This window comes from Microvirga sp. RSM25 (genome assembly GCF_044784385.1).
In the GTDB taxonomy this organism is placed as follows: Bacteria; Pseudomonadota; Alphaproteobacteria; order Rhizobiales; family Beijerinckiaceae; genus Microvirga; species Microvirga tunisiensis.
In genome coordinates, this window is sequence record NZ_CP173039.1 from 4,685,277 (window position 1) to 4,708,240 (window position 22,964).

Consider the following 22,964-nt stretch of genomic DNA (forward strand, 5'->3'; position numbering starts at 1 on the left):
GACGGTGCTGCATTCAAAGCCCGAACAGCTTCTCGAAGAAGTTCTTCTCGCGGCTGGCGCGGCGCTGGGGAGCGGGTTGAGGCGGGATCCAGGCATTGTCGCCGTTGCCCGCATTGGCGTAGCGCGGATCGCCTCCGACACCGGCCACGGGCACATCCGACGGGGTGCGGAAGCGCTCGCTGCCCGGCAGCGCCACGGGCTGCTGGTCCTTCAGGGCAATCTTCATGAAGTTGTGCCAGACCTCGGTCGGCAGGTTGCCGCCGGTCACACGCTTGGTGAGCGTGCCGTCGTCGTTGCCGAGCCAGACGCCGGCGACGAGGCTGCCGGAAAAGCCCACGAACCACGCATCCTTGTAGTCGTCGGTCGTTCCGGTCTTGCCGGCGAGCGACCAGCCGGGAATCTGCGCCTTCTGCGCGGTGCCGACCACGAAGGTGTTGTGCATCATCTCGTTCATCATCGCGACGACGCCCGGGTCGATGACGCGGCCGAGACCGCCCGCGTTCGGGCGCTTGTAGACCAGCTTGCCGTCGGTGGTCTTCACCTGGGTGATCACGTAAGGCACGACGCCGGTGCCGCCGTTGGCGAAGGCCGCATAGGCGCTCACCAGTTCGAGCGGCGTGACCTCCGATGTTCCGAGCGCCAGCGAGCCGTTGGCCTGCAGCGGCGAGGAGATGCCGAGCCGCTGCGCCGTCTGCACCACGGCCTTCGGCCCGACCTCCATGTTGAGCTTCACCGCGATGGTGTTGAGCGAGAGCGCCAGCGCGTCGCGCATGGCGATGGGCCCGCGATACTTGCGGTCGTAGTTCTTGGGCGCCCAGCCGCCGAAATTGACCGGGCCGTCCTCGAGAACCGTGTCGGGCGTGTAGCCGCGCTCCACGGCGGTGAGATAGACGAAGGGCTTGAAGGACGAGCCCGGCTGGCGGCGGGCAGCGATAGCCCGGTTGAACTGGCTCGACTCGTAATTGCGGCCGCCCACCAGGGCCTTGACGGCGCCGTCCGGTTGCATGGCGACGAACGCGCCCTGGCTCACGTTGAACTTCTGCCCCTTGGCGTTGAGTTCGTCCACGAGAACGCGCTCGGCCGCCGCCTGCATGGAGGGCTCGACCGTGGTGGAGACCACGATGTCGGCCTCGACGTTGCCGACGAAATCGTCGAGCACGTCCATCACGTAATCGGCGGCGTAATTGGCGGAGCCGGCCCCGTTCGGGCGCACGGGCTCGGCCGGGGTGCCGAGCGCCGTCTTGGTCATGCCCGGCGTGATGAAGCCGAGCTCGTTCATGGCCGCGATCACCAGCTCCGCACGGGCCTGCGCACGATCGGGATTGCGGTTCGGGGCAAGACGCGAGGGCGATTGCACGAGGCCCGCCAGCACGGCGGCTTCCGCAAGCGACACGTTGCGGGCGGACTTGCCGTAATAGCGCTGGGCGGCGGCCTCGACGCCATAGGCGCCGGCGCCGAAATAGACCCGGTTGAGGTACAGCTCGAGGATCTGATCCTTCGAGTAGTTGCGCTCGAGCCAGAGCGCCAGGATCGCCTCCTGGATCTTGCGCGAGGCGGTGCGCTCCTGGGTCAGGAAGAGGTTCTTGGCGAGCTGCTGCGTGAGGGTCGAGCCGCCCTGCAGGCCGCCGCGATGGGCGAGATTGCGATAGACCGCGCGGGAGATGCCGACGGGATCGATGCCGAAATGGTCGTAGAAGCGCCGGTCCTCGATGGCCACGAAGGCCTTGGGCAGGTAGGGCGGAAGCTCCTTGAGCGTGACGGTGCGTCCGCCGGTCTCGCCGCGATTGGCGAGAAGCGAGCCGTCGCTGGCCATGATGGCAATGTTCGGCGGGCGCTTCGGCACCGTGAGCTGGTCGATGGGAGGCAGCTGCGAGGCGTAATAGGCCACGACGCCGCCGACGGCGATGACGCCCCAGAGGCAGAGCACGAGGCCGGCATAGACGAGCTTGCTGAGGAGAGACCGGCCGCCCTTGCGCTTGGATTTCTTTGGCTTGGCGGCGCGGCGCGGCCCGTCGCCGCCGTTCGAAGAAGCCCGCCTGCGCGCCATGGTTCCCCCTGCCCGATCCTCGGGCGAGAGGCGAAAGTCCAACTCCCCCGCTTCCCCAGCGGGTGCATCGAAGACCGGCTCTCGCCGGTCACGTCCGTTCGCCACCTCTTAAACCCCGCATCGATATGGCCGGTATACCGTCCGGCCTTTCATGCTCTGGAGCACCTTAATTGTGGCGGTTTAAGGGGCGGTTAACACCGATTAACCCACCGTCCGCCGGAACTGCCGAGTCTGGGCCGCGTTCGCTGCCTGATGAACGCTTATGTTGTCGTGCTGGCGGGGTTCGGGGTGGTGGTGTTGCTGACCGCCTGGCTTCCGATGATTCTCAAGGAACTGCCCCTGTCCCTGCCGATCTTCTGCGTGGCCCTGGGGGCGCTGATCTTCGCCTTCCCCGATCTTCCCGGGATCATACCGCATCCCAGTGAGGAACTCGCCATCGTCGAGCATCTGAGCGAGTTCGTGGTCATCATCTCGCTCATGGGCGCGGGCCTGAAGATCGACCGGCCCTTCGGCTGGCGGCGCTGGCGGCTCACTTGGCGGCTGCTGGGCATCTCCATGCCGCTGACGATCCTCGGCCTTGCCTGGCTCGGCCAGAACCTGCTGGGCCTGAGCCTGGCCGCGGCCGTGCTGCTGGCGGCCGCGCTCGCCCCCACCGACCCGGTGCTGGCGAGCGACGTGCAGGTCGGCCCGCCGGGAGACGAGGAGGAGGACGAGGTGCGTTTCACGCTCACCTCGGAAGCGGGCCTCAACGACGGCCTGGCCTTTCCCTTCGTCCTGCTCGCCATCGCCTTCGCGCAGGAGGGGAGCTTGGCGAGCGTGGCTGAATGGTTCGCCTATGCGGTTGTCTGGAAGATCGCCGCAGGTGTCGGCATGGGCTATCTGGTCGGGCGGGTGCTCGGCTGGCTCACCTTCCACCTGCCGAACCGGGCCAAGCTGTCGCGCACCGGCGCCGGCTTCGTGGCGCTCGGCATCACCTGCGTGGCCTATGGCCTGACCGAGATGGTGAAAGGCTACGGCTTTCTCGCGGTCTTCGTCGCGGCTTTGGCCCTGCGGGCCACCGAGCCGGAGCACGACTATCACCAGAAGCTGCACGATTTTGCGGAGGAACTCGAGCGGCTCATGATGATGATGCTGCTCGTCCTGCTCGGCGGCGCCACAACGGGCGGCAACCTCCTCGCCGCGCTCACATGGCAGGCCGCCGCCTTCGGCCTTCTGGCGCTGTTCGTGGTGCGACCGCTCGCCGGCTGGATCGGCCTGATCGGAACCGATCCTCCCCCTGGCGAGAAGGCGGCGATCAGCTTCTTCGGCATCCGCGGCATCGGCTCGATCTACTATCTCGCCTATGCCCTGCAGCATGCGAAGTTCGACAACGGGCATCTTCTCTGGAGCACGGCCGGATTCATTATCCTGGTCTCCATCGTGCTCCATGGCATCACCGTGACGCCGACGATGCGGCGGCTCGATTATCGCCGCAAGCTTGCGATAACGGCCGACGGATAACCTAAATCAATGACAGATATTCACTTTTGTGGGATACTGAAGCCATCATCAGTAACCGGTCACTAGGCGCTGATGGCTGAGAGATCCGAGTGCTCCCGCCTTCAACAGGAGGAGCGCCGTCGTGCACGCTTCATTTCAATCGGATCACAATCCGCTCATCCGCAAGCTTGAGAGCATCTTCACGCTCAACGATGAGGAGCGGCAGGCCCTGTCGGACTTGCCGATGCAAGTCCTGGCTCTCAAGGAGAACCAGGACGTTGTGCGCGAGGGGGATCGCCCCTCGCGATCATGCCTGATCTTGAGCGGCTTCGTCTGCGTCTACAAGATCACGGGAGAGGGCAAGCGCCAGATCGTCACGTTCAACATTCCCGGCGATATCCCCGATCTACAAAGCCTTCATCTGAAGGTTCTGGACACCAGCGTGGGCACGATCACTCCATGCAGCGTGGGTTTCATCCCTCACGAAGCCTTGCACGACATCTGCATCCGCCATCCTCGAATCATGAGCGCATTCTGGCGCGAGACCCTCATCGATTCGGCCATCTTCCGGGAATGGATGACCAGCATGGGGCAGCGTGAAGCCTATGGCCGGATCGCTCATCTCCTATGCGAGATGCTGGTGCGCATGAGAGCGGTCGGTTTGGCGGAGGACCATGCCTGCAACCTGCCGATCACCCAGGCGGAGTTCGGTGACGCGCTCGGCCTTTCGACCGTTCACGTCAACCGAATTCTGCAGGAGTTGCGCGCCAATGATCTCATCGAGCTGAAAGGCGACCGGTTGAACATTCTCGACTGGGACAGGCTGAAGGCAGAGGGCGGCTTCGATCCGACCTACCTTCACCTGGAGCGTGAGCGGGAGGCCTCCTGACTCTCGCCTGTCAGCCGGTGCGCGTTGCCACGGGCTGCGGTGAGGAGGGCATACCGGTCTGCGACGGCGAGCAACAGCTCGTGGCGGTCCGGACACACCTTTCGGCGCCGCATGACGATATGGCCGGCAGGGATTTCCGGAAGCGGTCTTCGGCCGGCTCGCGCAATGAGCCACCCTGTCTTGGCTGATCTGGACGAGACTCGGCATTGGACCAGCGCACGCCTTGGCCCAACAGGCGGTGCTTACGGTTCGAAATCGTTTCAATGGCCTCCGAAACCGTCAAGGTCCGGGTCAGCCTATTCCGCCGCCAGCGGCAGCTCGCCCGTTTCCGGATCGGCTTGCGCGAGATCGTGGATGCGGCGCAGGTCGTTCAGGAATGCCTCGTAGGCTTCGCGCTTCGTCGCTTCGTCAGGCAGGCGCAGCAGGTAGGAGGGATGCACGGTGACATAGCCCTCGTAGGACCCGAACCGGGCCCGTCCACGCGAGCGGGTGATCGGCGTCGACTTGCCGGTGAGCGCCAGCAGAGCGGTGCCGCCGAGCGCCACGACGAGCTTCGGCTTCACCAGCTCCAGCTCCTTCACGAGCCAGGGGCGGTAATGCTTCACCTCGCCGGCCGTGGGCTTGGAATGGATGCGCCGATGGCCGCGCTGCTCGAATTTGAAGTGCTTGACCGCATTGGTGAGATAGACATCCTTGCGGTCGATGCCGGCCTCGGTCATCGCCTTGGTGAAGAGCTTGCCGGCCGGTCCCACGAAGGGCCTCCCCTGCAGATCCTCCTGATCGCCCGGCTGCTCGCCGACGAAGACGATCTCGGCATGAGCCGGGCCCTCGCCGAACACGGCCTGGGTCGCGCCGGGCACGAGCGGTCCTGCCTTCGCGATGATGGCGTTGAGCTCCGCCAGGTTCTTCGGCTCCTGATCCCACATGGCTTCAAGAGCGCGCTCCGGAGTGCGTTTGGTGGGCATCGTCGCCTCCTGTTCGATCATCCTTTCAACGCGCTGGGAGGCGGTTTGGATCAGACCCGGGATGGCGGCGGTTTCGGGCATGTTGCGCCAGTACTTCTTCGGCATCTCGGCGCGCATTGCGGTCGGGTTCACCCGGGCGGGGTTGAACACGCTCTCGTAATAGCCGCGCCAGCCCTCCTCGAAGCTGTCCTCGGCGGGTGCATTCTCGCGCTGGGCCGGCGGGCCGAAGGTCAGGGTCTCCCGGTCCCAGCGCATGGAGCCGATAGGCGTGAGGATCGTCCAGTCCATGGAGCGGAAGCGATCGATGAAGAAGGGCGCGGCCGCCTCCAAGATGAAATGCTCCGGCTCGAACCAGGCGGCGAAACGTTCGAGATCCTCTCCGATCATCCGACGGAAGCGTACGAAGGCGTGCATCTTGTGCAGGTCGCGCCGCACGGCACGCGCCATCAGGTCGATGCGATGCACGAGAGGGTCGCTCGCGACCTCGAGCAGATCGCGCTCGCCGTTCCGTACGCGCCAGACGAGCTGATAGAGCAGGGCATAGCGCTCCGGTTCGCTGTGGCAGACCACGTGCTCGATGAGGCGCGCCACGCCTTTCGGGATCGACACCGCCGGCGCGTCGCCCGTCGCCTCCTGGCCGAAGAGGCCGGGCGCATCGTCGACGGCGAAGACCACATGCTGCGGCGCCAGCTCCTCTGCGATGAGCCACCGCACCGCCCGGCGAAAGTTGTGGAGATCCGCTCCGGTTTTGAGAGTGATGCGGTGGAGGTTCATGCCGTCTCTCTCTTGGTCATTCCGGACGCTGTCGGCGATCCGGGATCGGGTGCAGGATGAGGCGCTTCCCTTGCCGTCATCACCGGCCTCGTGCCGGTGATCCCGATGACACGAGGCGCAGTGCTTTTCCGATCGGGATGGCCGGGACGTGCCCGGCCATGACGAGGAGGACTCATCCAACTCTTGGGAACTCTGCGACGCAGTTCCGAGATGACAGTCACATGTCCGTTCATCCAAACAAGCTCAACTGTTCCGGCTTCTCGATCAGCCTCTCGCGCAGGTCGAGCGTGTCGAGCCTGGCTCTCGGGTGGTGGTCGACCGTGATCAGAAAGGGCTTGGCGCGCTTGAGACCCGAGGTGAGGCGGGCGACGTCCTCCAGACGCAATGTCGTGTGCTTGCGCGCCACCACGATCTTGTCGACCGCGCGCGCGCCGAGCCCCGGCACGCGCAGCAGCATCTCGCGCTCGGCCCGGTTCACATCGACCGGGAAGCGGTGGCGGTTTTTGAGCGCCCAGGCGAGCTTGGGATCGACGTCGAGGTCGAGCATGCCCTTCTCACCGCCGGAGGCGATCTCGTCCACGTCGAAGCCGTAATAGCGCAGCAGCCAGTCGGCCTGGTAGAGCCTGCTTTCGCGCATCAGCGGCGGCGATTTCAGGGGCAGGATGGCGCTCGAATCCGGGATCGGGCTGAAGGCGGAGTAATAGACGCGCTTCATGTCGTAATGGCCGTACAGCTTGGCCGAGGTGCGCAGCACGTCCGCATCCGTCGTCTCGTCCGCGCCGACGATCATCTGGGTGGTCTGGCCGGCCGGCGAGAAGTGGCGGCGCTCCTCGCGCGCCTCCTCGATGCGCTCGAACATCTGCGCCATGGCGCTCTCGATGGAGGCGCCGTCCTTCTCGGGCGCCAGCCGCTCCAGGCTCTTTTCCGTCGGCAGTTCGAGATTGATCGACAGGCGGTCGGCGCACAGGCCCGCCTCTTCGATGAGCCAGGGGCTCGCCTCAGGGATCGTCTTCAGGTGGATGTAGCCGCGAAAGCCGTGGTCTCTCCGCAGCTTCTTTGCCACCAGCAGCATCTGCTCCATGGTATGATCCGGCGAGCGGATGATGCCGGATGAGAGAAACAGGCCCTCGATGTAGTTGCGCTTGTAGAACTCGATCGTGAGCGTCACCACCTCGTCGACCGAAAACTTCGCCCGCTTCACGTTGGACGAGCGCCGGTTCACGCAATAGGCGCAGTCGAACAGGCAGTAATTGGTGAGCAGGATTTTCAAGAGCGATACGCAGCGCCCGTCCGGCGTGTAGGCGTGGCAGATGCCGTTCCCGTCCGTCGAGCCGAGGCCTCCTACATCGGCCTTGCGCCTGGGTGCGCCGGAAGAGGAGCAGGAGGCGTCGTATTTGGCCGCGTCCGCCAGGATGCGCAGCTTCTTGGCAAGCTTCTCGTCCATGGGTCTTTCGCAGAGTTGTTCGTGTTTTGTTCTAGCATGAAGTTAGGACTCTGGCGAGAGCGGGCGAGGGGGCGGGTGGTCGCACATCCGAGCGCACCGTGCCGACGTGCGCCGGCGTCCCAGGCCCAACCATGCACGAGCAAAGGGGAGCCCTGATCCGCCACGATCGAGGCTGCTTCTCAGAACGACGAACTGGACGTCCCGGTTCTCGCGTGCCGTCTCGAAGCTGAACCGGGCATAACGGATCGTTCAGGCTCTCCTCCGCGTTGATCGTTCACGATGACCAAGCCGGGCCGAGCCATCGGAGAGATCCGGCGATCACAGGAGGTTTGAATGCGCATATCCCACCTTGGAGCGCTGGTGGCGCTCGGCTCCCTGCTCGCCGCGCCCGTTCTGGCGCAGACGGCCGCCCCGGGCGCCGGCACCTCGAGCCTGGCGGCGAAGCCGCCGATGACCGGCACCGCACCCGCGCCGAGTGCCGCCAGGCCCGCGCCCAGCGCGACCTCCTCCACGAGCGCCCTGATCGACATCAACACAGCCCCCAAGGATCAGCTCGACAAACTGCCCCAGATTGGTGAAGCCCGGGCCGATGCCATCATCAAGGGACGCCCCTATCGGGCCAAGAACGAGCTCGTGGACAAGAAGATCATCCCGCAGAACGCCTATGATGCGATCAAGGATTGGATCATCGCGCACCAGAAATCATGACCAGTCGATAAAAAGGGGCCCGATGGGCCCCTTTCTCGTTCCGAGGATCGGACCTAGCGGCTGTACTTGAACTCCGGGGCGGCCTTCAGCTGATCCTTCGTCATGTCCAGCATGGCGTGATCGGGAGCCGACCGGTTCATGTTGGCATCGGCAGTCGCCGCCGGCGCGTTTGCGGTCGAACCGGTGGTGGCCGGCGCATTCGCGGCCGTGCCTGTTGTCGTGCCGGCGGTATTGCCGCTCGTGCCGGCCGTTCCGGTCGCGGTGTTCGAGGCGCTCGCAGCCGCCCGCGGCTCGTTGACGAACTTGATCTGGTCCATGGGAATGGCCACGTCACGTTCGCCGATGCCCAGGAAGCCGCCGACCCCCACGACCACCGCCTGGATCTTGCCGCTGCTGTCCACAAGCAGTTCGCTGATGTCGCCGATCTTCTCATTGTTCGGGTTGTAGACATCCAATCCTTCGAGCTTGGAGGCCCGCCATTGCCCGGGCTGCTCCTGGGTCAGCCAGCTGCCGGGGTTCATGCGAGCCGGTTCATTCGCGCCGAAGCTGCGGTCGCCCGCCGAAGGGGCCGGCATGGGGCTCGCGGGCTGGTTGGTCTGGGCCAGTGCCGGAATGACCATCAAAGCCGTGCCGACAAGAGCGAGGGAGAGAGGCTTAGCGAGGGAGAGAGGCTTGGAGAACATGGATTCCTCCTACGATCAGGACGTATGATCACGTCTGACATTTCAACGGCGAGGCCGGGGCGATGGTTCTGTCAGGAAGAGAGGCATTCCCGCGGACTTATGCCCAATGCCTGTGCAGCCGGAATCGAGGAAGCGCTTGCACCTGTCATGAATGCCCCTAGACTTGGCCAAAGCTTCCTCGCCGAACGCCCGAAACGGACTGCATGATCCGCACCATTCTCGACGGCCTCTATCTCCTTGCCGGCTATCTCGCAGGCCTGTTCCTCATCGTGATCTTCCTGTTGATGATGGGCCTTTCCATCGGACGGGGCATCGGCATCAATATTCCCGCGGGCGACGATCTCGCCTCCTGGTCCATGGCCGCGATGGCTTTCCTGGGCCTCGCCCACACCTTCCGCTCCGGCGAGATGATCCGGGTCGGGCTGCTCACCGACCGGGTGCGGGGGCGGACCCGGTGGCTGTTGGAGATGTTCTCCCTCGTGATCGGCTTGTGTTTCGTCGGCTTCTTCGCCTGGCACGCGGTGCAGCTCACGTATGACAGCTGGCGCTTCAACGACATGGCCCAGGGCGTGCTGGCGATCCCGCTCTGGATTCCGCAGATCGGCTATGCGAGCGGCCTCGTGATCCTGTTCATCGCCTTCGTCGACGAGTTCCTCCATGTGCTGCGCGGCGGCGACCCGCGCTACGAGAAGCCGCCCGCCACCACGGCCGAAGAGGTGGTGGAGCGCGCGATCCAGAGCGGAGTGTAGGGCCATGGAACTCATCGAGATTTCGGGCCTGCTGCTCCTGCTGCTCGCGGTGCTTCTCGCCGGCGGCGTGTGGATCGCCATCGCGCTCATGGCCTGCGGCTGGGTCGGCATGCAATTCGTGGGCGGCGGCATTCCGGCGGGCTCGGTGCTCGCCACCACGATCTGGGGCAATTCCGCCTCCTGGACGCTCGCCGCCCTGCCGCTCTTCATCTGGATGGGCGAGATCCTGTTCCGCACCAGGCTTTCGGAGGAGATGTTCCGCGGCCTCGCGCCCTGGCTCAACTGGCTGCCGGGACGGCTGATGCACGTGAACGTGCTCGCCTGCGGCATCTTCGGGTCGGTCTCCGGCTCGTCCGCCGCCACCTGCGCGACGGTCGCCAAGATCGCGCTGCCGGAGCTGAAGAAACGCGGCTACGACGACATGGTGAGCTTGGGCAGCCTCGCGGGCGCTGGCACGCTCGGCATTCTCATTCCGCCCTCGATCACCATGGTGGTCTATGCGGTCGCCGCCAACGTGTCGATCATCCAGATCTTCCTCGCGGGCTTCCTGCCGGGCCTTCTCGTGATGGCGCTCTATTCCGGCTATATCGCCGTGTGGTCCCTGCTCAATCCCGAAAAGTCGCCGCCGCCCGAGCCGGCCATGAGCTTTCGCGAGAAGCTGAGGGAATCGACCAATCTCATCCCCGTCGCATTGCTGATCGCGCTGGTCTTCCTCACCCTTCTGCTCGGCTGGGCGACGGCCACCGAATGCGCCGCCTGGGGCGTGCTCGGCTCGCTCGCCATCGCCTGGTGGTCGGGCTCGCTGTCGTGGGACTCGTTCTGGAAGAGCGTCATGGGCACGACGCGCATTACCTGCATGATCATGCTGATCCTGGCGGGCGCGTCCTTCATGTCGACCTCGATGGCCTATACGGGCATTCCCCAGGCGCTCGCCACCTGGGTCGACGGCCTGCACCTCTCGCCTTATGCGCTCATCGCCGCGCTGACGATCATGTACATCCTGCTCGGCACGGCGCTCGACGGCATCTCCATGATTGTGCTCACCACCGCGGTGGTGATCCCGATGGTGAAGACGGCGGGCTTCGACCTGATCTGGTTCGGCATCTTCCTGATCCTGGTGGTCGAGATGGCGGAGGTCTCGCCGCCGGTCGGATTCAACCTCTTCGTGCTGCAGACCATGTCGGGCAAGGATTCGAACACGGTGGCGCTCGCCTCGCTGCCTTTCTTCTTCCTGCTCGTCGCGGCGGTCGCGATCATCACGATCTTTCCCAGTATCGTGATGGTGCTGCCGCAGATGGCCTTTCCGGATTAACGTCGTTCACAAAACCAGAGGGAGACAAAAACGATGAAACACATGACGCGCTTCGGTCTAAGCCTCGCGGGGGCTCTGCTCATGGCGGCCCCCGCGCTGGCGCAGACCAAGTGGAACCTGCCGGCCGCCTATCCGACCGACAACTTCCACACCGAGAACCTGAACGCCTTCGCCAAGGACGTGGCCGACGCCACCGCCGGCAAGCTGCAGGTCACGGTCCATGCCAATGCCTCGCTCTTCAAGGCGCCGGAGATCAAGCGCGCGGTGCAGACGGGCCAAGCCCAGGTCGGCGAGGTGCTGATGTCCCTGCACGAAAACGAGGATCCGGTCTACGGCCTCGACGTGGTGCCCTTCCTCGCCACCTCGTTCGACCAGTCGAAGAAGCTCTGGGACGTGCAGAGGCCGGCGATCGAGAAGAAGTTCGCGAGCCAGGGCCTGATGCTGCTCTTTGCGGTGCCGTGGCCGCCGCAGGGCATCTTCGCCAAGAAGGACATCAACACCGTCGAGGATCTGAAGGGCGTGAAATGGCGCTCCTACAATCCCGGCACCGCCCGGATCGCCGAACTCGTCGGCGCGCAGCCGGTCACGGTGCAGGCGGCGGACCTGCCGCAGGCGCTCGCCACCGGGGTGGTCAACACCTTCATGACCTCGGGGGCCACCGGCTACGACTCGAAGGTGTGGGAATCGCTCACCCACTTCTACGACACCCAGGCCTGGATCCCGAAGAACCTGACCTTCGTCAACAAGGCAGCGTTCGATGCCCTCGACAAGCCGACCCAGGAAGCGGTGCTGAAAGCCGCCAGGACGGCGGAGGAGCGCGGCTGGAAGACCGCCCAGGAAAAGACCAAGTGGTACGTCGACCAGATGACCGCGAAGGGCATGAAGATTCAGCCGCCGAGCGCCGAGCTCAAGGCAGGTCTACAGAAGGTCGGCGAGCAGCTGACGCAGGATTGGCTGAAGAAGGCCGGCCCCGACGGGCAGGCCATCATCGACAGCTACAAGAAGGCGGCGATGTAAGGCATCGTTGCCCTCAGACGTCATGGCCGGGCTTGTCCCGGCCATCCCAATACGGAAGAACGCGGCGCCTCTTTCAATCGGGATCACCGGCACAAGGCCGGTGATGACGGGCGGAGGCTCAAGCCAGCGTGAAATCCATCGTGATTTCGGCGTTGAGCACCTTGGAGACCGGGCAGTTCTTCTCCGCCGCGCGGGCGAGTTCCTCGAACTTGGCGCGGTCGATGCCCGGCACATTGGCATTGAGCGTCAGGGCCGATTTCTTGATCGTAAAGCCGCTGCCCTCCTGTTCGAGAGAGACGACCGCCTCCGTGGCAAGCTCCGTCGGGGTGAAGCCTGCGCCCTGGAGCTGGAACGCGAGCGCCATGGTGAAGCAGCCGGCATGGGCCGCGGCGATCAGCTCCTCCGGATTGGTGCCCTTCTCGTTCTCGAACCGTGTCTTGAAGGAATAGGGCGTCGACGACAGAACACCGGAATCGGACGTGAGCTGGCCACTGCCATCCTTGCCCGTGCCCTGCCAAACGGCTCTTGCCTTGCGGTTCATCCTGATTCTCCTTTTGCGGATAGGTTTGGGGTGATCTAGGACAGGGGATATCGGCCACCAGTGGTCCTATTCCCTTAGGGTTGCGAGTTTGTGATGACGATCCCCATGCAGGCCCGCCTACGCCCGCGGCTCCTCGGCTCCGCCGTCGTCGCGCTCCTCGTCTTTGCCGTTCTACCAACCTCCTGGCCGGTGAATTCGCGGATGCTCGTGGCGTGGGACATCGGCGTTGCCTGTTACCTCTTCCTTGCCTGGACCATGGCCCTGCGCTCATCCACGACCCAGATGCAGGAGCGTGCCGCGCAGGAGGACGAGAAGGCGATGGTCGTGCTCGCGCTGACGCTCGCGGCATCCGTTGCGAGCCTCGCCGCCATCGCGGTGGAATTGACCAATATTCAAGCCAGCCGGGCCGATCAGCAAGGCTTCCACCTGACCATCGCCGGCCTCACGATTCTCTGCTCGTGGTTCTTCGTGCACACGATCTACGCCATCCACTACGCCCATGAATATTACGGCGACAAAGGCGAGCGGCGGGGGCTCGCCTTTCCGCATGAGGGCCGGCCCGATTACTGGGACTTTCTCTACTTCTCGTTCAATCTGGGCGCGGCCGCACAGACGTCGGACGTGGTCATCGTCTCCAAACGCATGCGCCGCCTGGCGCTGGCCCACACGATCCTGTCCTTCCTCTTCAACACGACGGTTCTTGCGCTGGCAGTGAATGTCGGCGCAGGATTGCTCTAGAGCCTCGGACCCAAAAGCGGATTTGCACTTTTGGGATCCATCCGATGCTCTTTGTGCTCGGCGCATCGTTCGGAGCAGAAACCGGGTCTCCTTTTCCGCGCGATGCTCTAGGTTGTTTCCTTTCCAGGAAGTGCCGAATCCTCCAGGCTTCTCCATGTCCCCTTCTCGCGTCCCAGCCGAAATGGTGCCCGTTCTCGAAACCGAGCGTCTCGTCCTGCGCGGTCACCGCGTGGGGGATTTCGCCGATTGCCTCGCGCTCTGGACGGATCCGGAGGTGACGCGGTTCATCGGCGGCAAGCCATCCACGCAGGAGGAGATCTGGTCCCGGCTGGTGCGTTACGTCGGACACTGGGCGCTGATGGGCTTCGGCTATTGGGCCGTGACCGAGAAGGAGAGCGGCCGCTTCATGGGTGAGGTCGGCTTTGCCGATTTCAAGCGCACGATCGAACCGTCACTCGACGGCGTTCCGGAAATCGGCTGGGTGATTGCGCCCCACGGCCATGGCAAGGGCTATGCGACGGAGGCTGCGCGCGCCGCCGTCGCCTGGGGCGACAAGCATTTCGGCCACGCCCGCACGGCCTGCATCATCGCGCCCGAAAACGCATCATCCATCCGGGTGGCTGAGAAATGCGGCTATCGCGAGTTCCAGCACACGACCTACAAGGATCAGCCCACGATCATGTTCGTGCGCTCACCCTAGGAAGAGAGTGTCTCCCGCCTTACGTTCCGGCCGACCCGTTGGCGAAGGCCGCGCCGGCGAGCTTTTCGGCGTACGCGCGAAGATCCTTTGGCCAGAGCTGGATCAAAGCTGTGAACAGCGTTCGATCGCCGGCAAAGAGCGCCCGCGAGGCTTCCTCGAAACCCGCTTCATCACCGGCCAGCGTCGACATGAACCGGTAGAGGGTTTCCTGAGCCTGCCGCGTCCGGTCTTTCGATTCGTTGCTGCGTCGCGCCTCCTCGACGAGCTTGCGCAACGCGACGGAAGCGCCGCCCGGCTGGGCATTGAGCCATTCCCAATGCCGCGGCAGCAGGGTCACCTCCCGCGCGACGACACCGAGCCTGGGCCGTCCGGGGCCACGCGGCTCCGGCTTGTCGGCGGGGTCGCTCAGCCGTGACAGCACATCTTCGGCCGTACCTCGTAAATCGACCTCGACGGCGCGGCAGGTCTCATCGTCGAGGATCAGGACGGACGCGCTCTCGCCCTGATCGAGTGTCGCCTTGGTTTTCGCCGCCACCGACGGGAGATCGCCGGAGGCGATCCGGCGGATGCCGGCGAAAGCCGTATAGGTCTTGTGGTCTTCAGGCATGGTCGTCCTCCGCCATCATCGTCATGTTCGGCAGGGTTTTATCCGGGTCAAATTAGGGTGTCAATAAAATCCGGGTAAAAATATCCGCTACGGTCCATCCCGCTCGTCGTCCCGATCCGCGTCGATGACCCCTCGCGCCACGTCGAACCGGAACCCGGCCCGCGCCATGGCCGCGAGATCCTTGTCGCGATAGGGCGCCCGTTCGCCGGGCCGGAACGGTCCGAGCCTGCGGCGGCGGGCGAAGGCCAGTGCCGCCTGTTCCTCATCGCTTTCCTCGCCCTCCAGCGCCGCCGCGATGGCGGTGCGGTCGACGCCTTTGGCCGAGAGCTTGGCCTGGATCGCCCGGGCCGAGCCGCCCCGTCGACGGAAGGTGGCGACGCGCGCCTCGGCATAGCGGGTATCGTCGATGAGGCCGATCTTCAGGCTTTTCGCCACCACCTCGTCGATCATCTCGTGAAACTCGGCCGGATCCTCGCCGCGCAGGCGGCAGCGCTTGTCGACCTTGCGCCGCAGCACGCGCCGCAGGTTCTCGGCCGAGGAGGCATAGCGCTCGAGATAGGCGAGAGCCGCCCGCTGCAGATAGGCAGGCGTCACCTTGCGTGGCGGCTTGCGGAGAGGCTTTTCCGTTTCGCCCGTCATTCGGACTTGGCATCGGCCGGGGGCGAGGCCTCGCCCGGCTTCTCCACCTGGCCACGTCGCTGCAGTTGCAGGGCCACGAACCAGCACAGGGACGCCCAGGCGGCGCCGACCGACCAGCCGGCGACGACGTCGCTCGGCCAGTGCACGCCGAGATAGACGCGGCTTAAACCCACGAGCAGGGTCGTGATGATGGCCAGACCCATGATGAAGGCGCTGACGCGCCGGCTCTTCTCCACGCGGGCGAGCAGGGCGCCCAGGGTCAGGTAGGTGATGGCCGACAGCATGGCGTGGCCGCTTGGGAAGCTCGCCGTGTAAACCCTCGTCGCACGGGGCACGAGATCCGGACGGGGCCGCTCGAACCCCATTTTCAGCCCTGTGGAGAGCAGCATGCCGCCCACGATGGCGACGAGCACCAGAAGCGCCGCGCCCTGCCTCCGGGTCATGAGCAGGTAGGCCAAAGTGGCCAGGGTGAGAAGCGTCAGGATCGCATAGCCGCCAAGGCCGGTGATGTCCCTGGCCGATTCCTCGAGCCAGGAGGGCCCGAGGGGGTTGGCCGGATTCTGCGGATCGCGCAGGGCCAGCAGGAGCTGGCTGTCGAGGGCATGGGTTTCCCCTTCCCGGACCTCGTCGGCCAGCGCGATGAATGCCCAGGCGAAGAACCCGCAGGCGGACACCGACAACAGGGGGCCGATCTCATTCAGCCGCAGGCGAAGCCACAGGCGCGTGGCGGGGGCGAGGAGCGTGTTCATGGCCTCCTGAGATAGGCAAGTCCGGGGCATCTGGCGAGGGGGACTTGCTCGCGCGATGGATGTCATCCCTGACGAGTCGTAGGCCGGGAATGGATAACACTCGTTGTCATCACCGGCCTTGTGCCGGTGATCCTGATGCGAATGGCGCGGCGCTTCACAGGATCGGGATGGCCGGGACAAGCCCGGCCATGACGTGGGTGGGTGTCATTCCCAGCGGCTAAAGGCTGGGAGCGACACACTCGCTGCAGTCAAACCGCGAGCTTCTTCCGCCACTCCTTCGGCGCCGTGATGCTGCCGAGGTTGAGCCATTCGGCCATCAGGCGAAGCTCCTCCCCAAGAGCGGGCGCGATCTCCTCCGGAGGCGTCCCGGCTTCCGGGTGGATCGAATGCACGATGAGATTGCCCGCAACGCGGTCGGCCTTCAGGTCCACGCGGGCCACGATCCTTTCGCCGAGCACGAAGGGCAGGCAGTAATAGCCGAATTCCCGCTTCTCGGCCGGCGTGTAGATCTCGATCCGGTAGCGGAAATCGAACAGGCGCTCGGTGCGCGTGCGCTCCCAGACGATCGGATCGAACGGCGACACCAGGGCCCTGGCCTCGACGCGGCGCGGGATTCTGGCCTGTGGATCGAGATAGACCGGCCCGCTCCAACCCTCGACGGTGACGGGAACGAGATCGCCGGCTTCGACCAGTTCGGGAATGCGGGCCTTCGCATCCTGCGGCTCCAGGCGGAAATAGTCGCGCAGGCAGCGCTCGGAGGCGATGCCCAGCGCCCGGATGGAGAGCCGCAAGAGCTCGCGCTGCGCTTCGTCCTCGGGTGGGGTCGGCGCGTTCAGAACGTCCGAGTGCAGAACCCGCTCCGGCAGGTCGTAGATGCGCTCGAATCCGCGCCGGGTGGCGGTGGTGACCAGGCCGGCCCAGAACAGCCATTCGAGCGCCCGCTTGCCGTCGCTCCAGCCCCACCAGGAGCCCTGGCCCTTGCCGCCGATGGACAGGTCGCCCGCCCCGATGGGGCCGCGCGCGGCGATTTCGCGGCGAACATCCTCGATGAAGGCGCGCTTCTCGTCACCGAACCGGGCGAGCCCGCCATAAATGCCCTCGCCCCGCTTGGCGCGATCCATGCGCCAGCGGAAGAAACGCTGCAGGTCGAGCCGAATCAGCGAGGCCTCATGGCCCCAATACTCGAAGGCTTCGCGCTTCTTGCGGTGATAAGCGGTCTTCTCGAGAAGATTTCGGTCATAGGCGCCGATTCGCGAAAAGAGCGGCATGTAATGGGCCCGCACCAGCACGTTGACCGAATCGATCTGGAGCAGATGCGAGCGCTGCAGCACGCGGCTCAAGTGACGCTTGGTCGCCGCCTCAGGGCGGTTTTCGTGAAATCCTTGGGCGGCGAGCGCAATGCGCCGGGCTTGGGCGAGGGAGAACTTGGTACGGGATGCCATGGCGCGAACAATACAGGAACATTGTCGGCTCACGCCAGAGCCGGGACTCCCGTCGGAGATCGGAATAAGGCGGAACCTGTGGATGGTCCTTGTGCTTTAGATCAGTCTTCGGTTCGAACGCATATCTGCCCTGCAACGGAGTGGCGGGCAAAATGGCTCGTTCTCCTCTAGATGGGCTCTCCGCAACACGATGGATACGATGGACCAATCACCGAATGAGAGCGTGCGGGAAAACCCGGCACCCGCCTTGAGCCACGCCGAAATCCGCACGATCATCCTCGGCGTCCTGCTGGCCATGTTCCTGGCGGCTCTGGACCAGACCATCATCGCGACGGCGCTCCCGACCATCGGCCGCGAACTGGGCGATCTGGAGCACCTGCCCTGGATCGTGACGGTCTATCTTCTGACCTCCACTGCCGTGACGCCGCTCTACGGCAAGTTCAGCGATTCTTACGGCCGGCGCGGCACCATGCTGATCGGCATCGTGATCTTCATCATCGGCTCCATCGCCTGCGCGCTCGCGCCCAACATGATCGTCCTCATCCTGGCGCGCGGCCTGCAGGGCATCGGCGGCGGCGGGTTGATCGCGCTGGCGCAGACCATCATTGCCGACATCGTCTCGCCGCGGGAGCGCGGACGCTATCAGGTCTACTTCGCCAGCGTGTTCATGACATCGAGCCTGCTCGGGCCGGTGCTGGGCGGCTTCTTCGCCGAGCATCTGCACTGGTCGGTGATCTTCTGGATCAATCTGCCACTGGGGCTGCTGGCTTTCGCCATCGCGTTCCAGAGTCTGAAGAAGCTCCCGCGTTTCGAGCGTCCGCACAAGCTCGATCTCCTGGGTGCGCTTCTTCTCGTGGCGGCAACCGTCGCGCTGCTGTTGGCCTTGAGCTGGGGCGGACTGCGCTACCCCTGGGCCTCCCTGCCGATCCTCGGGCTCTTCGCCGCGTCCCTGGTGCTCTGGGGCCTGTTCGCCGTTCGCATGCGCTTGGCTCCCGAGCCGCTGATTCCGCCCGGTGTGCTGCACAATCCCGTGGTGCGCATGGCCGTGCTCGCCGCCTGTTTCGCCATGGGCACCTATATTGGTCTCACCATCTATCTGCCGGTCTATTTCGAGGCCGTGCGCGGCCTCTCGGCCAGCCTGTCGGGTCTCTCCCTCATCCCCCTCATGGCGGGAACGGTGGTCGGCGCGACGCTCTCCGGCCGCACCATGGCGAAGGTGAAGCACTACAAGCGGCTTCCGACCGTGGGTCTCCTCGTCGCGATGGCGGCCACGGGCGTCCTCGCGATGTATGGCCAATCCCTGTCCATCGTGACTGTCGAGATCATCCTGGCCATCATCAGCGTGGGCTTAGGCACCGTTCTCCCGGTCACTATGGTGACGACCCAGAATGCGGTCGCGCCCCACCAGATGGGCACCGCGACGGGCACGGCCAATTTCTTCCGATCGCTCGGGGGAGCCTTCATCGTGGCGATCTTCGGGGCCATCGTGCTCAGCGGGTCGGGCTTGAGCGGAGCCGCGAGCTTCGAATCCCTGAGCGCAGTCGCTGCTCAGAGCGGCATCGATCTGGCCGATGTGTTCAGCCATGTGTTCATCGCGGCCATCGTGGGCTTCGGTCTGTCGCTCGCCTTTCTCCTCGCCCTGGAGGAGCGGCCTTGCGCGGCAGCGCCATCAAGGCCGCGGAAGCGGCGGTCGCCGATTGACTTTCAGTCAAGGGTCTGGCGGAAGCGCGCCACCGCCACGCCCATAGCAAACAGGGTGAAGACGGCGAGCGCCAGAACGTCGGTCTGCAGGTCGAAGAAGGTCGCGCCCTTGAGCATGATCCCGCGAACGATGCGCAGATAATGGGTGAGGGGCAGAATCTCGCCGACCGCCTGCGCCCAGCCCGGCATGCCCTTGAACGGGAACATGAAGCCGGAGAGCAGGATGTTCGGCAGGAAGAAGAAGAACGACATCTGTATCGCCTGAAGCTGGTTCTGGGCGATGGTCGAGAAGGTGTAGCCGATCGATAGATTCGCCAGGATGAAGAGCAGCGTCAGGCCGACGAGAAGCCAGAGGCTCCCGATCACCGGAATTCCGAACAGGAGCCTCGCGGCGACGAGGATGATGGTCATCTGCACGCCCCCGACCATCAGATAGGGCGCGATTTTGCCGAGCATGATCTCGACCGGGCGGATCGGCATGGCAAGCAGGCTCTCCATCGTGCCGCGCTCGATCTCCCGGGTGACGGACAGGGCCGTGAAGATCAGCATGGTGAGCGTCAGGATCAGGCCCATGAGGCCGGGCACGATGTTGAGGCGGGTCTCGCCCGCCGGATTGTAGCGCTGGTGCACACGCAGCTCATAGGGCAACGGTCGGGGCGCGAGGTGTGCTGCCGGGCCGGTGAGCTCGCGGGAGAAGACCTGCGTCGAGAGGCCCTGCAGGGCCGCAATGGCGCTGCCGGTCGCCGTCGGGTCGGCGGCATCCGCCACGACGAGAAGCGCCGGTCGCTCGCCCCGCATGAGGTCGCGCCCGAAATGCGCCGGGATCTGTACGCCGAACAGCACCTTGCCGGAGAGGATCAGGCGGTCGAGCTCCTCCTCGCTTGCGGCCGAGGTCGAGATGTCGAAGTAGTCGGTGGCGCGCATCGCTGCCAAGAACGACCTGGCAAACGCGCTGTCGTCCTGCACGAGAACGGCGGTCGGCAGATGCCGCGGGCTGGTGTTGATCGCGTAGCCGAACAGCGTGAGCTGCAGGAGCGGGATCATGATCATCATCGCAAACGTGATGCGATCGCGCCGCAGCTGGATCAGCTCCTTAATGAAGGCGGCGCGAAGGCGCATCAGCGAAGCCTTGAAGCCCCGCGTGCGGCGATCGACATCGCTGATTCCGGCGCTCATCCGAAATTGTCCTTCGACCGGCTCATCAGATCGATGAACACATCCTCGAGGGTGGCTTCGCCCGGCGCCCAGTGCTGCGGCCCGTGTTCGCGCAGCTCGTTCGTCGCGGCGTCGAACTTGTGTTTGTCGCGCCCGCTCACATGCAGCGCCGTGCCGAAGGGCGCGACCATGTCGACGCCGTCGAGCGACTTGAGCCGCTCGGCCAGTCCCGCAAGGTCGGGGCCCGTGACCGTGTAGGTCGTCAGATGCGCGTTGGCGATGACCTCGTCGACGGTGCCCTGCGTGAGCAGTTCGCCATAGGCGATGTAGGCGATCTCGTGACAGCGCTCGGCCTCGTCCATGTAATGCGTCGAGACGAGCACGGTCATGCCTTCGTGTGCCAGCGCATGGATCTCGTCCCAGAAATCCCGGCGCGCCTTCGGATCGACGCCGGCGGTCGGCTCGTCGAGGAGGAGAAGCTGCGGCTCGGGCAGGATGCACGCGCCAAGCGCCAGGCGCTGCTTCCAGCCGCCCGACAATTCGCCTGCAAGCTGCTCGGCGCGGTTCTCGAGCCCGAGCCGCACGATGGCGTTACGCGCCGCCTTTCGCGGATCGTCGAGATTGTAGACCCTGGCGACGAATTCGAGGTTCTCGCGGATCGACAGGTCCGCATAGAGCGAGAATTTCTGCGTCATGTATCCCACGTGACGCTTGATCTCGGCCGATTGCGTGAGAATGTCGTAGCCGAGGCAGGTGCCGTGCCCACTGTCGGGCGTCAAAAGCCCGCACAGCATGCGGATGGTCGTCGTCTTGCCGCTGCCATTGGGGCCGAGAAAGCCATAGATCAGCCCGCGCCGAACCTGCATGGAGAGGTTCTTCACGACGGGCCGACCACCGAAGGATTTGGTGAGCCCCTCGACGTCGATGACGATCTCGGGCTCCGCCGCAACGGGACGGGACGATGCGACATCCACGGTCATGATTGCGGTTCCGGCTCAGTGGGGGTGACGGTGACCGGCAGGCCGATGGGCAGGTCCGCTCCGTCCAACGGGCGCGCCTCGACGCGGAACACGAGCTTTGCCCGTTCCTGCTCGCTGAAGATCACCGGCGGCGTGAACTCGGCCTCGTTCGAGATGAAGCTGATTCGGGCCCGGAGCCCATCCTTGCAGCTGTCACACGAGAGGCCGACCGTCTGTCCCAGGGCGATGGTGGCGAGCAGGGGTTCGGGCACATAGAAACGGATCCGACGGTTGGCCGGCGGCAGGAGCGCCAGCACAGGCTGGCCCGCATTCACCGTCTCTCCTGCGCGAAAATAAACGTCCTGCACCTGGGCATCGGACGGTGCCTTCACCTGGCGTTTGGCAAGGTGGGTTTCTGCCTGCATCAGGGCCGCCTCATTCGCCTGCACGGCCGCTTCCGCCGCACCGATTTCCCCCGACCGACCTGCGATCTGTCCGGCATCGATCTGCCGCTGCACCTCGGCGAGGGCGGCCTTGTCCCGCTCGAAGGCCGTCCTGGACTGATCGTACTGCGCCTTTGCAGCAATGCCGCGCTCGAACAGGGTTCTCTGCCGGTCGAGTTCGGCCTGCGAGAGGCCGAGCTGCGCCTGTGCGCGCTCCTCCTGTGCCTCGAGAACCGCGATCTCCTCGGGCCGCCGGAGGGCGGCCTCAAGATTGGCGAGCTGGGCGCGGGTCTGCTGCAGCTTGGCCGCAGCCTCGTTGCGTTGCGCGGATTGCACCGACGCATCGAGCCTGAAGAGCATTGTCCCCTCGGCCACGCGATCTCCCGAGTCGACGGCCAATTCCTCGATGCGTCCCCCTTCCTCGGGAGCCATGAAGACGAGGTAGCCTTCGACATAGCCTTGGAAGCGGATTGTATCGTCGGGCCGTGGCCAGAAGAACCAGGCAGCCGCCCCGCCCGCAAGAAGCAGCACGGCGAGGACGATGAGCCGTGCTGTCTTCATGACGGATGTCCCTTCAGGGCTTTCATCAGAAGCGTCAGATGCGTCTCCAGCATCGCCTCGATGTCGATGGGATCGAAGCGCTGGAAGAGGCTGGTCCAAAGCAGGGCGACGAGCGCCGGCGCGATGGCAAGCTGCGGAAACCGTGCGATCTCGTCAGAGCGGAACTCGCCCCGAGCGACGCCCCGTTCGGCGATGCCGCGCAGGATCCGCAGGCCTCTGACGATCACCTCGCGGTGATAGACTTCCGCCAGTTCGGGAAAGCGGCTCGCTTCCATCAAGAGGAGGCGGACGATGTCGCGACGGCGCGTGCCGAGGATCTCCGTCCGCAGAAACAGGAAAAGCGCCCTGAGCTGGTCCTCCGCCGAAATGTCGGGATCCGGGACCTTCTGCTCGATGGCGCCGACGGGGCCGCCGATGCCGGAACGCACCAGCGCCTCGAACAGGGCCTGCTTCGAGGGCACGTAAAGGTAGAGGGTGCCTTTGGCGACCCCGGCGCGGGCGGCCACATCGTCGAGGCGCGCATCGGCGAAGCCCTTCTCCAGAAAGATGTCGAGGGCGGCGTCCAGGATCGTCTGGAGCTTGGCCTGACGTTCGCTCTCGCTCCGGGCAGGAGCCCGCCGTTTCGCCTGTCGACGCGCCGTCACGATATCCTCACCGGTAAT

21 protein-coding genes and 1 pseudogene are annotated in these 22,964 nt (G+C 65.0%); 9 read left to right on the forward strand and 13 right to left on the reverse strand.

Annotated features, from left to right (window positions below; genetic code table 11):
• Nucleotides 1-13: 13 nt before the first annotated feature.
• A complete protein-coding gene (locus ACD578_RS22290) occupies nucleotides 14-2,152 on the reverse strand; it encodes a transglycosylase domain-containing protein (RefSeq protein WP_404288592.1) in 2,139 nt (712 codons plus the stop codon).
• Nucleotides 2,153-2,299: 147 nt separating this feature from the next.
• Here ACD578_RS22290 and ACD578_RS22295 point away from each other — a divergent pair, with 147 nt between their 5' ends.
• Together ACD578_RS22295 and ACD578_RS22300 are read left to right on the forward strand one after the other, a co-directional pair.
• The gene (locus ACD578_RS22295) at nucleotides 2,300-3,547 is read left to right on the forward strand and encodes a cation:proton antiporter (RefSeq protein ID WP_404288594.1); all 1,248 of its coding nucleotides are present in this window, start codon (nucleotides 2,300-2,302) and stop codon (nucleotides 3,545-3,547) included.
• Nucleotides 3,548-3,668: 121 nt separating this feature from the next.
• Nucleotides 3,669-4,415, forward strand: coding sequence for a Crp/Fnr family transcriptional regulator (locus tag ACD578_RS22300; protein ID WP_404288596.1), 747 nt, complete (start codon nucleotides 3,669-3,671; stop codon nucleotides 4,413-4,415).
• A gap of 296 nt (nucleotides 4,416-4,711) precedes the next feature.
• On the opposite strand, the gene ACD578_RS22305 is transcribed toward ACD578_RS22300, so the two are convergent.
• Both ACD578_RS22305 and ACD578_RS22310 read right to left on the reverse strand, forming a co-directional pair.
• Nucleotides 4,712-6,154, reverse strand: coding sequence for a UdgX family uracil-DNA binding protein (locus tag ACD578_RS22305; RefSeq protein WP_404288598.1), 1,443 nt, complete (start codon nucleotides 6,152-6,154; stop codon nucleotides 4,712-4,714).
• 229 nt (nucleotides 6,155-6,383) lie between these two features.
• Nucleotides 6,384-7,598, reverse strand: coding sequence for a putative DNA modification/repair radical SAM protein (locus tag ACD578_RS22310; RefSeq protein WP_404288600.1), 1,215 nt, complete (start codon nucleotides 7,596-7,598; stop codon nucleotides 6,384-6,386).
• A gap of 333 nt (nucleotides 7,599-7,931) precedes the next feature.
• Here ACD578_RS22310 and ACD578_RS22315 point away from each other — a divergent pair, with 333 nt between their 5' ends.
• Nucleotides 7,932-8,306 carry a ComEA family DNA-binding protein gene (locus tag ACD578_RS22315; protein WP_404288602.1) on the forward strand — a complete coding sequence of 125 codons (375 nt, stop codon included), beginning with the start codon at nucleotides 7,932-7,934 and terminating at the stop codon, nucleotides 8,304-8,306.
• A 53-nt stretch (nucleotides 8,307-8,359) separates the two neighbouring features.
• Here the strand turns inward: ACD578_RS22315 and ACD578_RS22320 are convergent, their stop codons facing one another.
• Nucleotides 8,360-8,989: a PRC-barrel domain-containing protein gene (locus tag ACD578_RS22320; RefSeq protein WP_404288604.1), complete on the reverse strand. Its 630-nt coding sequence runs from the start codon at nucleotides 8,987-8,989 to the stop codon at nucleotides 8,360-8,362.
• 203 nt (nucleotides 8,990-9,192) lie between these two features.
• Here ACD578_RS22320 and ACD578_RS22325 point away from each other — a divergent pair, with 203 nt between their 5' ends.
• Genes ACD578_RS22325 through ACD578_RS22335 form a run of 3 tightly spaced genes read left to right on the forward strand, consistent with a single transcriptional unit; the run spans nucleotide 9,193 to nucleotide 12,067 of the window.
• Nucleotides 9,193-9,738 (forward strand): TRAP transporter small permease, encoded by a 546-nt coding sequence (locus ACD578_RS22325; RefSeq protein ID WP_404288606.1) that lies wholly within the window; start codon nucleotides 9,193-9,195, stop codon nucleotides 9,736-9,738.
• A gap of 4 nt (nucleotides 9,739-9,742) precedes the next feature.
• Nucleotides 9,743-11,050 carry a TRAP transporter large permease gene (locus tag ACD578_RS22330; RefSeq protein ID WP_404288608.1) on the forward strand — a complete coding sequence of 436 codons (1,308 nt, stop codon included), beginning with the start codon at nucleotides 9,743-9,745 and terminating at the stop codon, nucleotides 11,048-11,050.
• Between the two features lie 33 nt (nucleotides 11,051-11,083).
• A complete protein-coding gene (locus ACD578_RS22335) occupies nucleotides 11,084-12,067 on the forward strand; it encodes a TRAP transporter substrate-binding protein (RefSeq protein WP_404288610.1) in 984 nt (327 codons plus the stop codon).
• A 118-nt stretch (nucleotides 12,068-12,185) separates the two neighbouring features.
• Here the strand turns inward: ACD578_RS22335 and ACD578_RS22340 are convergent, their stop codons facing one another.
• Nucleotides 12,186-12,608: an OsmC family protein gene (locus ACD578_RS22340; protein WP_152713745.1), complete on the reverse strand. Its 423-nt coding sequence runs from the start codon at nucleotides 12,606-12,608 to the stop codon at nucleotides 12,186-12,188.
• 93 nt (nucleotides 12,609-12,701) lie between these two features.
• Between ACD578_RS22340 and ACD578_RS22345 the strand changes: the two genes are divergently transcribed.
• Both ACD578_RS22345 and ACD578_RS22350 read left to right on the forward strand, forming a co-directional pair.
• Entirely contained in the window at nucleotides 12,702-13,346 is a 645-nt protein-coding gene (locus tag ACD578_RS22345) for a DUF1345 domain-containing protein (RefSeq protein WP_404288612.1), read from the forward strand.
• A 154-nt stretch (nucleotides 13,347-13,500) separates the two neighbouring features.
• A complete protein-coding gene (locus tag ACD578_RS22350) occupies nucleotides 13,501-14,046 on the forward strand; it encodes a GNAT family N-acetyltransferase (protein ID WP_404288614.1) in 546 nt (181 codons plus the stop codon).
• 19 nt (nucleotides 14,047-14,065) lie between these two features.
• On the opposite strand, the gene ACD578_RS22355 is transcribed toward ACD578_RS22350, so the two are convergent.
• From ACD578_RS22355 to ACD578_RS22370, 4 genes are all read right to left on the reverse strand, one after another.
• Nucleotides 14,066-14,653 (reverse strand): DUF2239 family protein, encoded by a 588-nt coding sequence (locus tag ACD578_RS22355; RefSeq protein ID WP_404288616.1) that lies wholly within the window; start codon nucleotides 14,651-14,653, stop codon nucleotides 14,066-14,068.
• Nucleotides 14,654-14,740: 87 nt separating this feature from the next.
• Nucleotides 14,741-15,292, reverse strand: a complete 552-nt coding sequence (locus tag ACD578_RS22360) for a regulatory protein RecX (RefSeq protein ID WP_404288618.1) — start codon at nucleotides 15,290-15,292, stop codon at nucleotides 14,741-14,743.
• Nucleotides 15,289-16,041, reverse strand: coding sequence for a phosphatase PAP2 family protein (locus ACD578_RS22365; protein ID WP_404288620.1), 753 nt, complete (start codon nucleotides 16,039-16,041; stop codon nucleotides 15,289-15,291). Before ACD578_RS22365 ends, ACD578_RS22360 begins: the two co-directional genes overlap by 4 nt.
• A 248-nt stretch (nucleotides 16,042-16,289) precedes the next feature.
• Nucleotides 16,290-17,483, reverse strand: a complete 1,194-nt coding sequence (locus ACD578_RS22370) for a winged helix-turn-helix domain-containing protein (RefSeq protein ID WP_404288622.1) — start codon at nucleotides 17,481-17,483, stop codon at nucleotides 16,290-16,292.
• Between the two features lie 295 nt (nucleotides 17,484-17,778).
• On the opposite strand from ACD578_RS22370, the pseudogene ACD578_RS22375 reads away from it, so the two are divergent.
• Nucleotides 17,779-18,903, forward strand: a pseudogene (locus ACD578_RS22375) (MFS transporter); the annotation flags it as partial.
• A 284-nt stretch (nucleotides 18,904-19,187) separates the two neighbouring features.
• Here ACD578_RS22375 and ACD578_RS22380 read toward each other — a convergent pair.
• From ACD578_RS22380 to ACD578_RS22395, 4 genes are read right to left on the reverse strand one after another with little or no spacing between them, the layout of a single operon-like run.
• Nucleotides 19,188-20,360, reverse strand: a complete 1,173-nt coding sequence (locus tag ACD578_RS22380) for an ABC transporter permease (protein ID WP_404288624.1) — start codon at nucleotides 20,358-20,360, stop codon at nucleotides 19,188-19,190.
• Complete coding sequence (locus ACD578_RS22385; RefSeq protein ID WP_404288626.1) at nucleotides 20,357-21,319, reverse strand: ABC transporter ATP-binding protein; 963 nt, start codon at nucleotides 21,317-21,319, stop codon at nucleotides 20,357-20,359. Before ACD578_RS22385 ends, ACD578_RS22380 begins: the two co-directional genes overlap by 4 nt.
• Nucleotides 21,316-22,302, reverse strand: coding sequence for an HlyD family secretion protein (locus ACD578_RS22390; RefSeq protein ID WP_404288628.1), 987 nt, complete (start codon nucleotides 22,300-22,302; stop codon nucleotides 21,316-21,318). Before ACD578_RS22390 ends, ACD578_RS22385 begins: the two co-directional genes overlap by 4 nt.
• Nucleotides 22,299-22,946 carry a TetR/AcrR family transcriptional regulator gene (locus ACD578_RS22395; protein ID WP_404288630.1) on the reverse strand — a complete coding sequence of 216 codons (648 nt, stop codon included), beginning with the start codon at nucleotides 22,944-22,946 and terminating at the stop codon, nucleotides 22,299-22,301. The genes ACD578_RS22390 and ACD578_RS22395 overlap by 4 nt, the downstream gene beginning before the upstream one ends.
• Nucleotides 22,947-22,964 lie beyond the last annotated feature (18 nt).

Coding starts and splice junctions, on each gene's coding strand:
- ACD578_RS22295 (WP_404288594.1), top strand. CDS start 2,300: ATGAACGCTTATGTTGTCGTGCTGGCGGGGTTCGGGGTGGTGGTGTTG.
- ACD578_RS22305 (WP_404288598.1), bottom strand. CDS start 6,154: ATGAACCTCCACCGCATCACTCTCAAAACCGGAGCGGATCTCCACAAC.
- ACD578_RS22310 (WP_404288600.1), bottom strand. CDS start 7,598: ATGGACGAGAAGCTTGCCAAGAAGCTGCGCATCCTGGCGGACGCGGCC.
- ACD578_RS22315 (WP_404288602.1), top strand. CDS start 7,932: ATGCGCATATCCCACCTTGGAGCGCTGGTGGCGCTCGGCTCCCTGCTC.
- ACD578_RS22320 (WP_404288604.1), bottom strand. CDS start 8,989: ATGTTCTCCAAGCCTCTCTCCCTCGCTAAGCCTCTCTCCCTCGCTCTT.
- ACD578_RS22325 (WP_404288606.1), top strand. CDS start 9,193: ATGATCCGCACCATTCTCGACGGCCTCTATCTCCTTGCCGGCTATCTC.
- ACD578_RS22330 (WP_404288608.1), top strand. CDS start 9,743: ATGGAACTCATCGAGATTTCGGGCCTGCTGCTCCTGCTGCTCGCGGTG.
- ACD578_RS22335 (WP_404288610.1), top strand. CDS start 11,084: ATGAAACACATGACGCGCTTCGGTCTAAGCCTCGCGGGGGCTCTGCTC.
- ACD578_RS22340 (WP_152713745.1), bottom strand. CDS start 12,608: ATGAACCGCAAGGCAAGAGCCGTTTGGCAGGGCACGGGCAAGGATGGC.
- ACD578_RS22345 (WP_404288612.1), top strand. CDS start 12,702: ATGACGATCCCCATGCAGGCCCGCCTACGCCCGCGGCTCCTCGGCTCC.
- ACD578_RS22350 (WP_404288614.1), top strand. CDS start 13,501: ATGTCCCCTTCTCGCGTCCCAGCCGAAATGGTGCCCGTTCTCGAAACC.
- ACD578_RS22355 (WP_404288616.1), bottom strand. CDS start 14,653: ATGCCTGAAGACCACAAGACCTATACGGCTTTCGCCGGCATCCGCCGG.
- ACD578_RS22360 (WP_404288618.1), bottom strand. CDS start 15,292: ATGACGGGCGAAACGGAAAAGCCTCTCCGCAAGCCGCCACGCAAGGTG.
- ACD578_RS22365 (WP_404288620.1), bottom strand. CDS start 16,041: ATGAACACGCTCCTCGCCCCCGCCACGCGCCTGTGGCTTCGCCTGCGG.
- ACD578_RS22370 (WP_404288622.1), bottom strand. CDS start 17,483: ATGGCATCCCGTACCAAGTTCTCCCTCGCCCAAGCCCGGCGCATTGCG.
- ACD578_RS22380 (WP_404288624.1), bottom strand. CDS start 20,360: ATGAGCGCCGGAATCAGCGATGTCGATCGCCGCACGCGGGGCTTCAAG.
- ACD578_RS22385 (WP_404288626.1), bottom strand. CDS start 21,319: ATGACCGTGGATGTCGCATCGTCCCGTCCCGTTGCGGCGGAGCCCGAG.
- ACD578_RS22390 (WP_404288628.1), bottom strand. CDS start 22,302: ATGAAGACAGCACGGCTCATCGTCCTCGCCGTGCTGCTTCTTGCGGGC.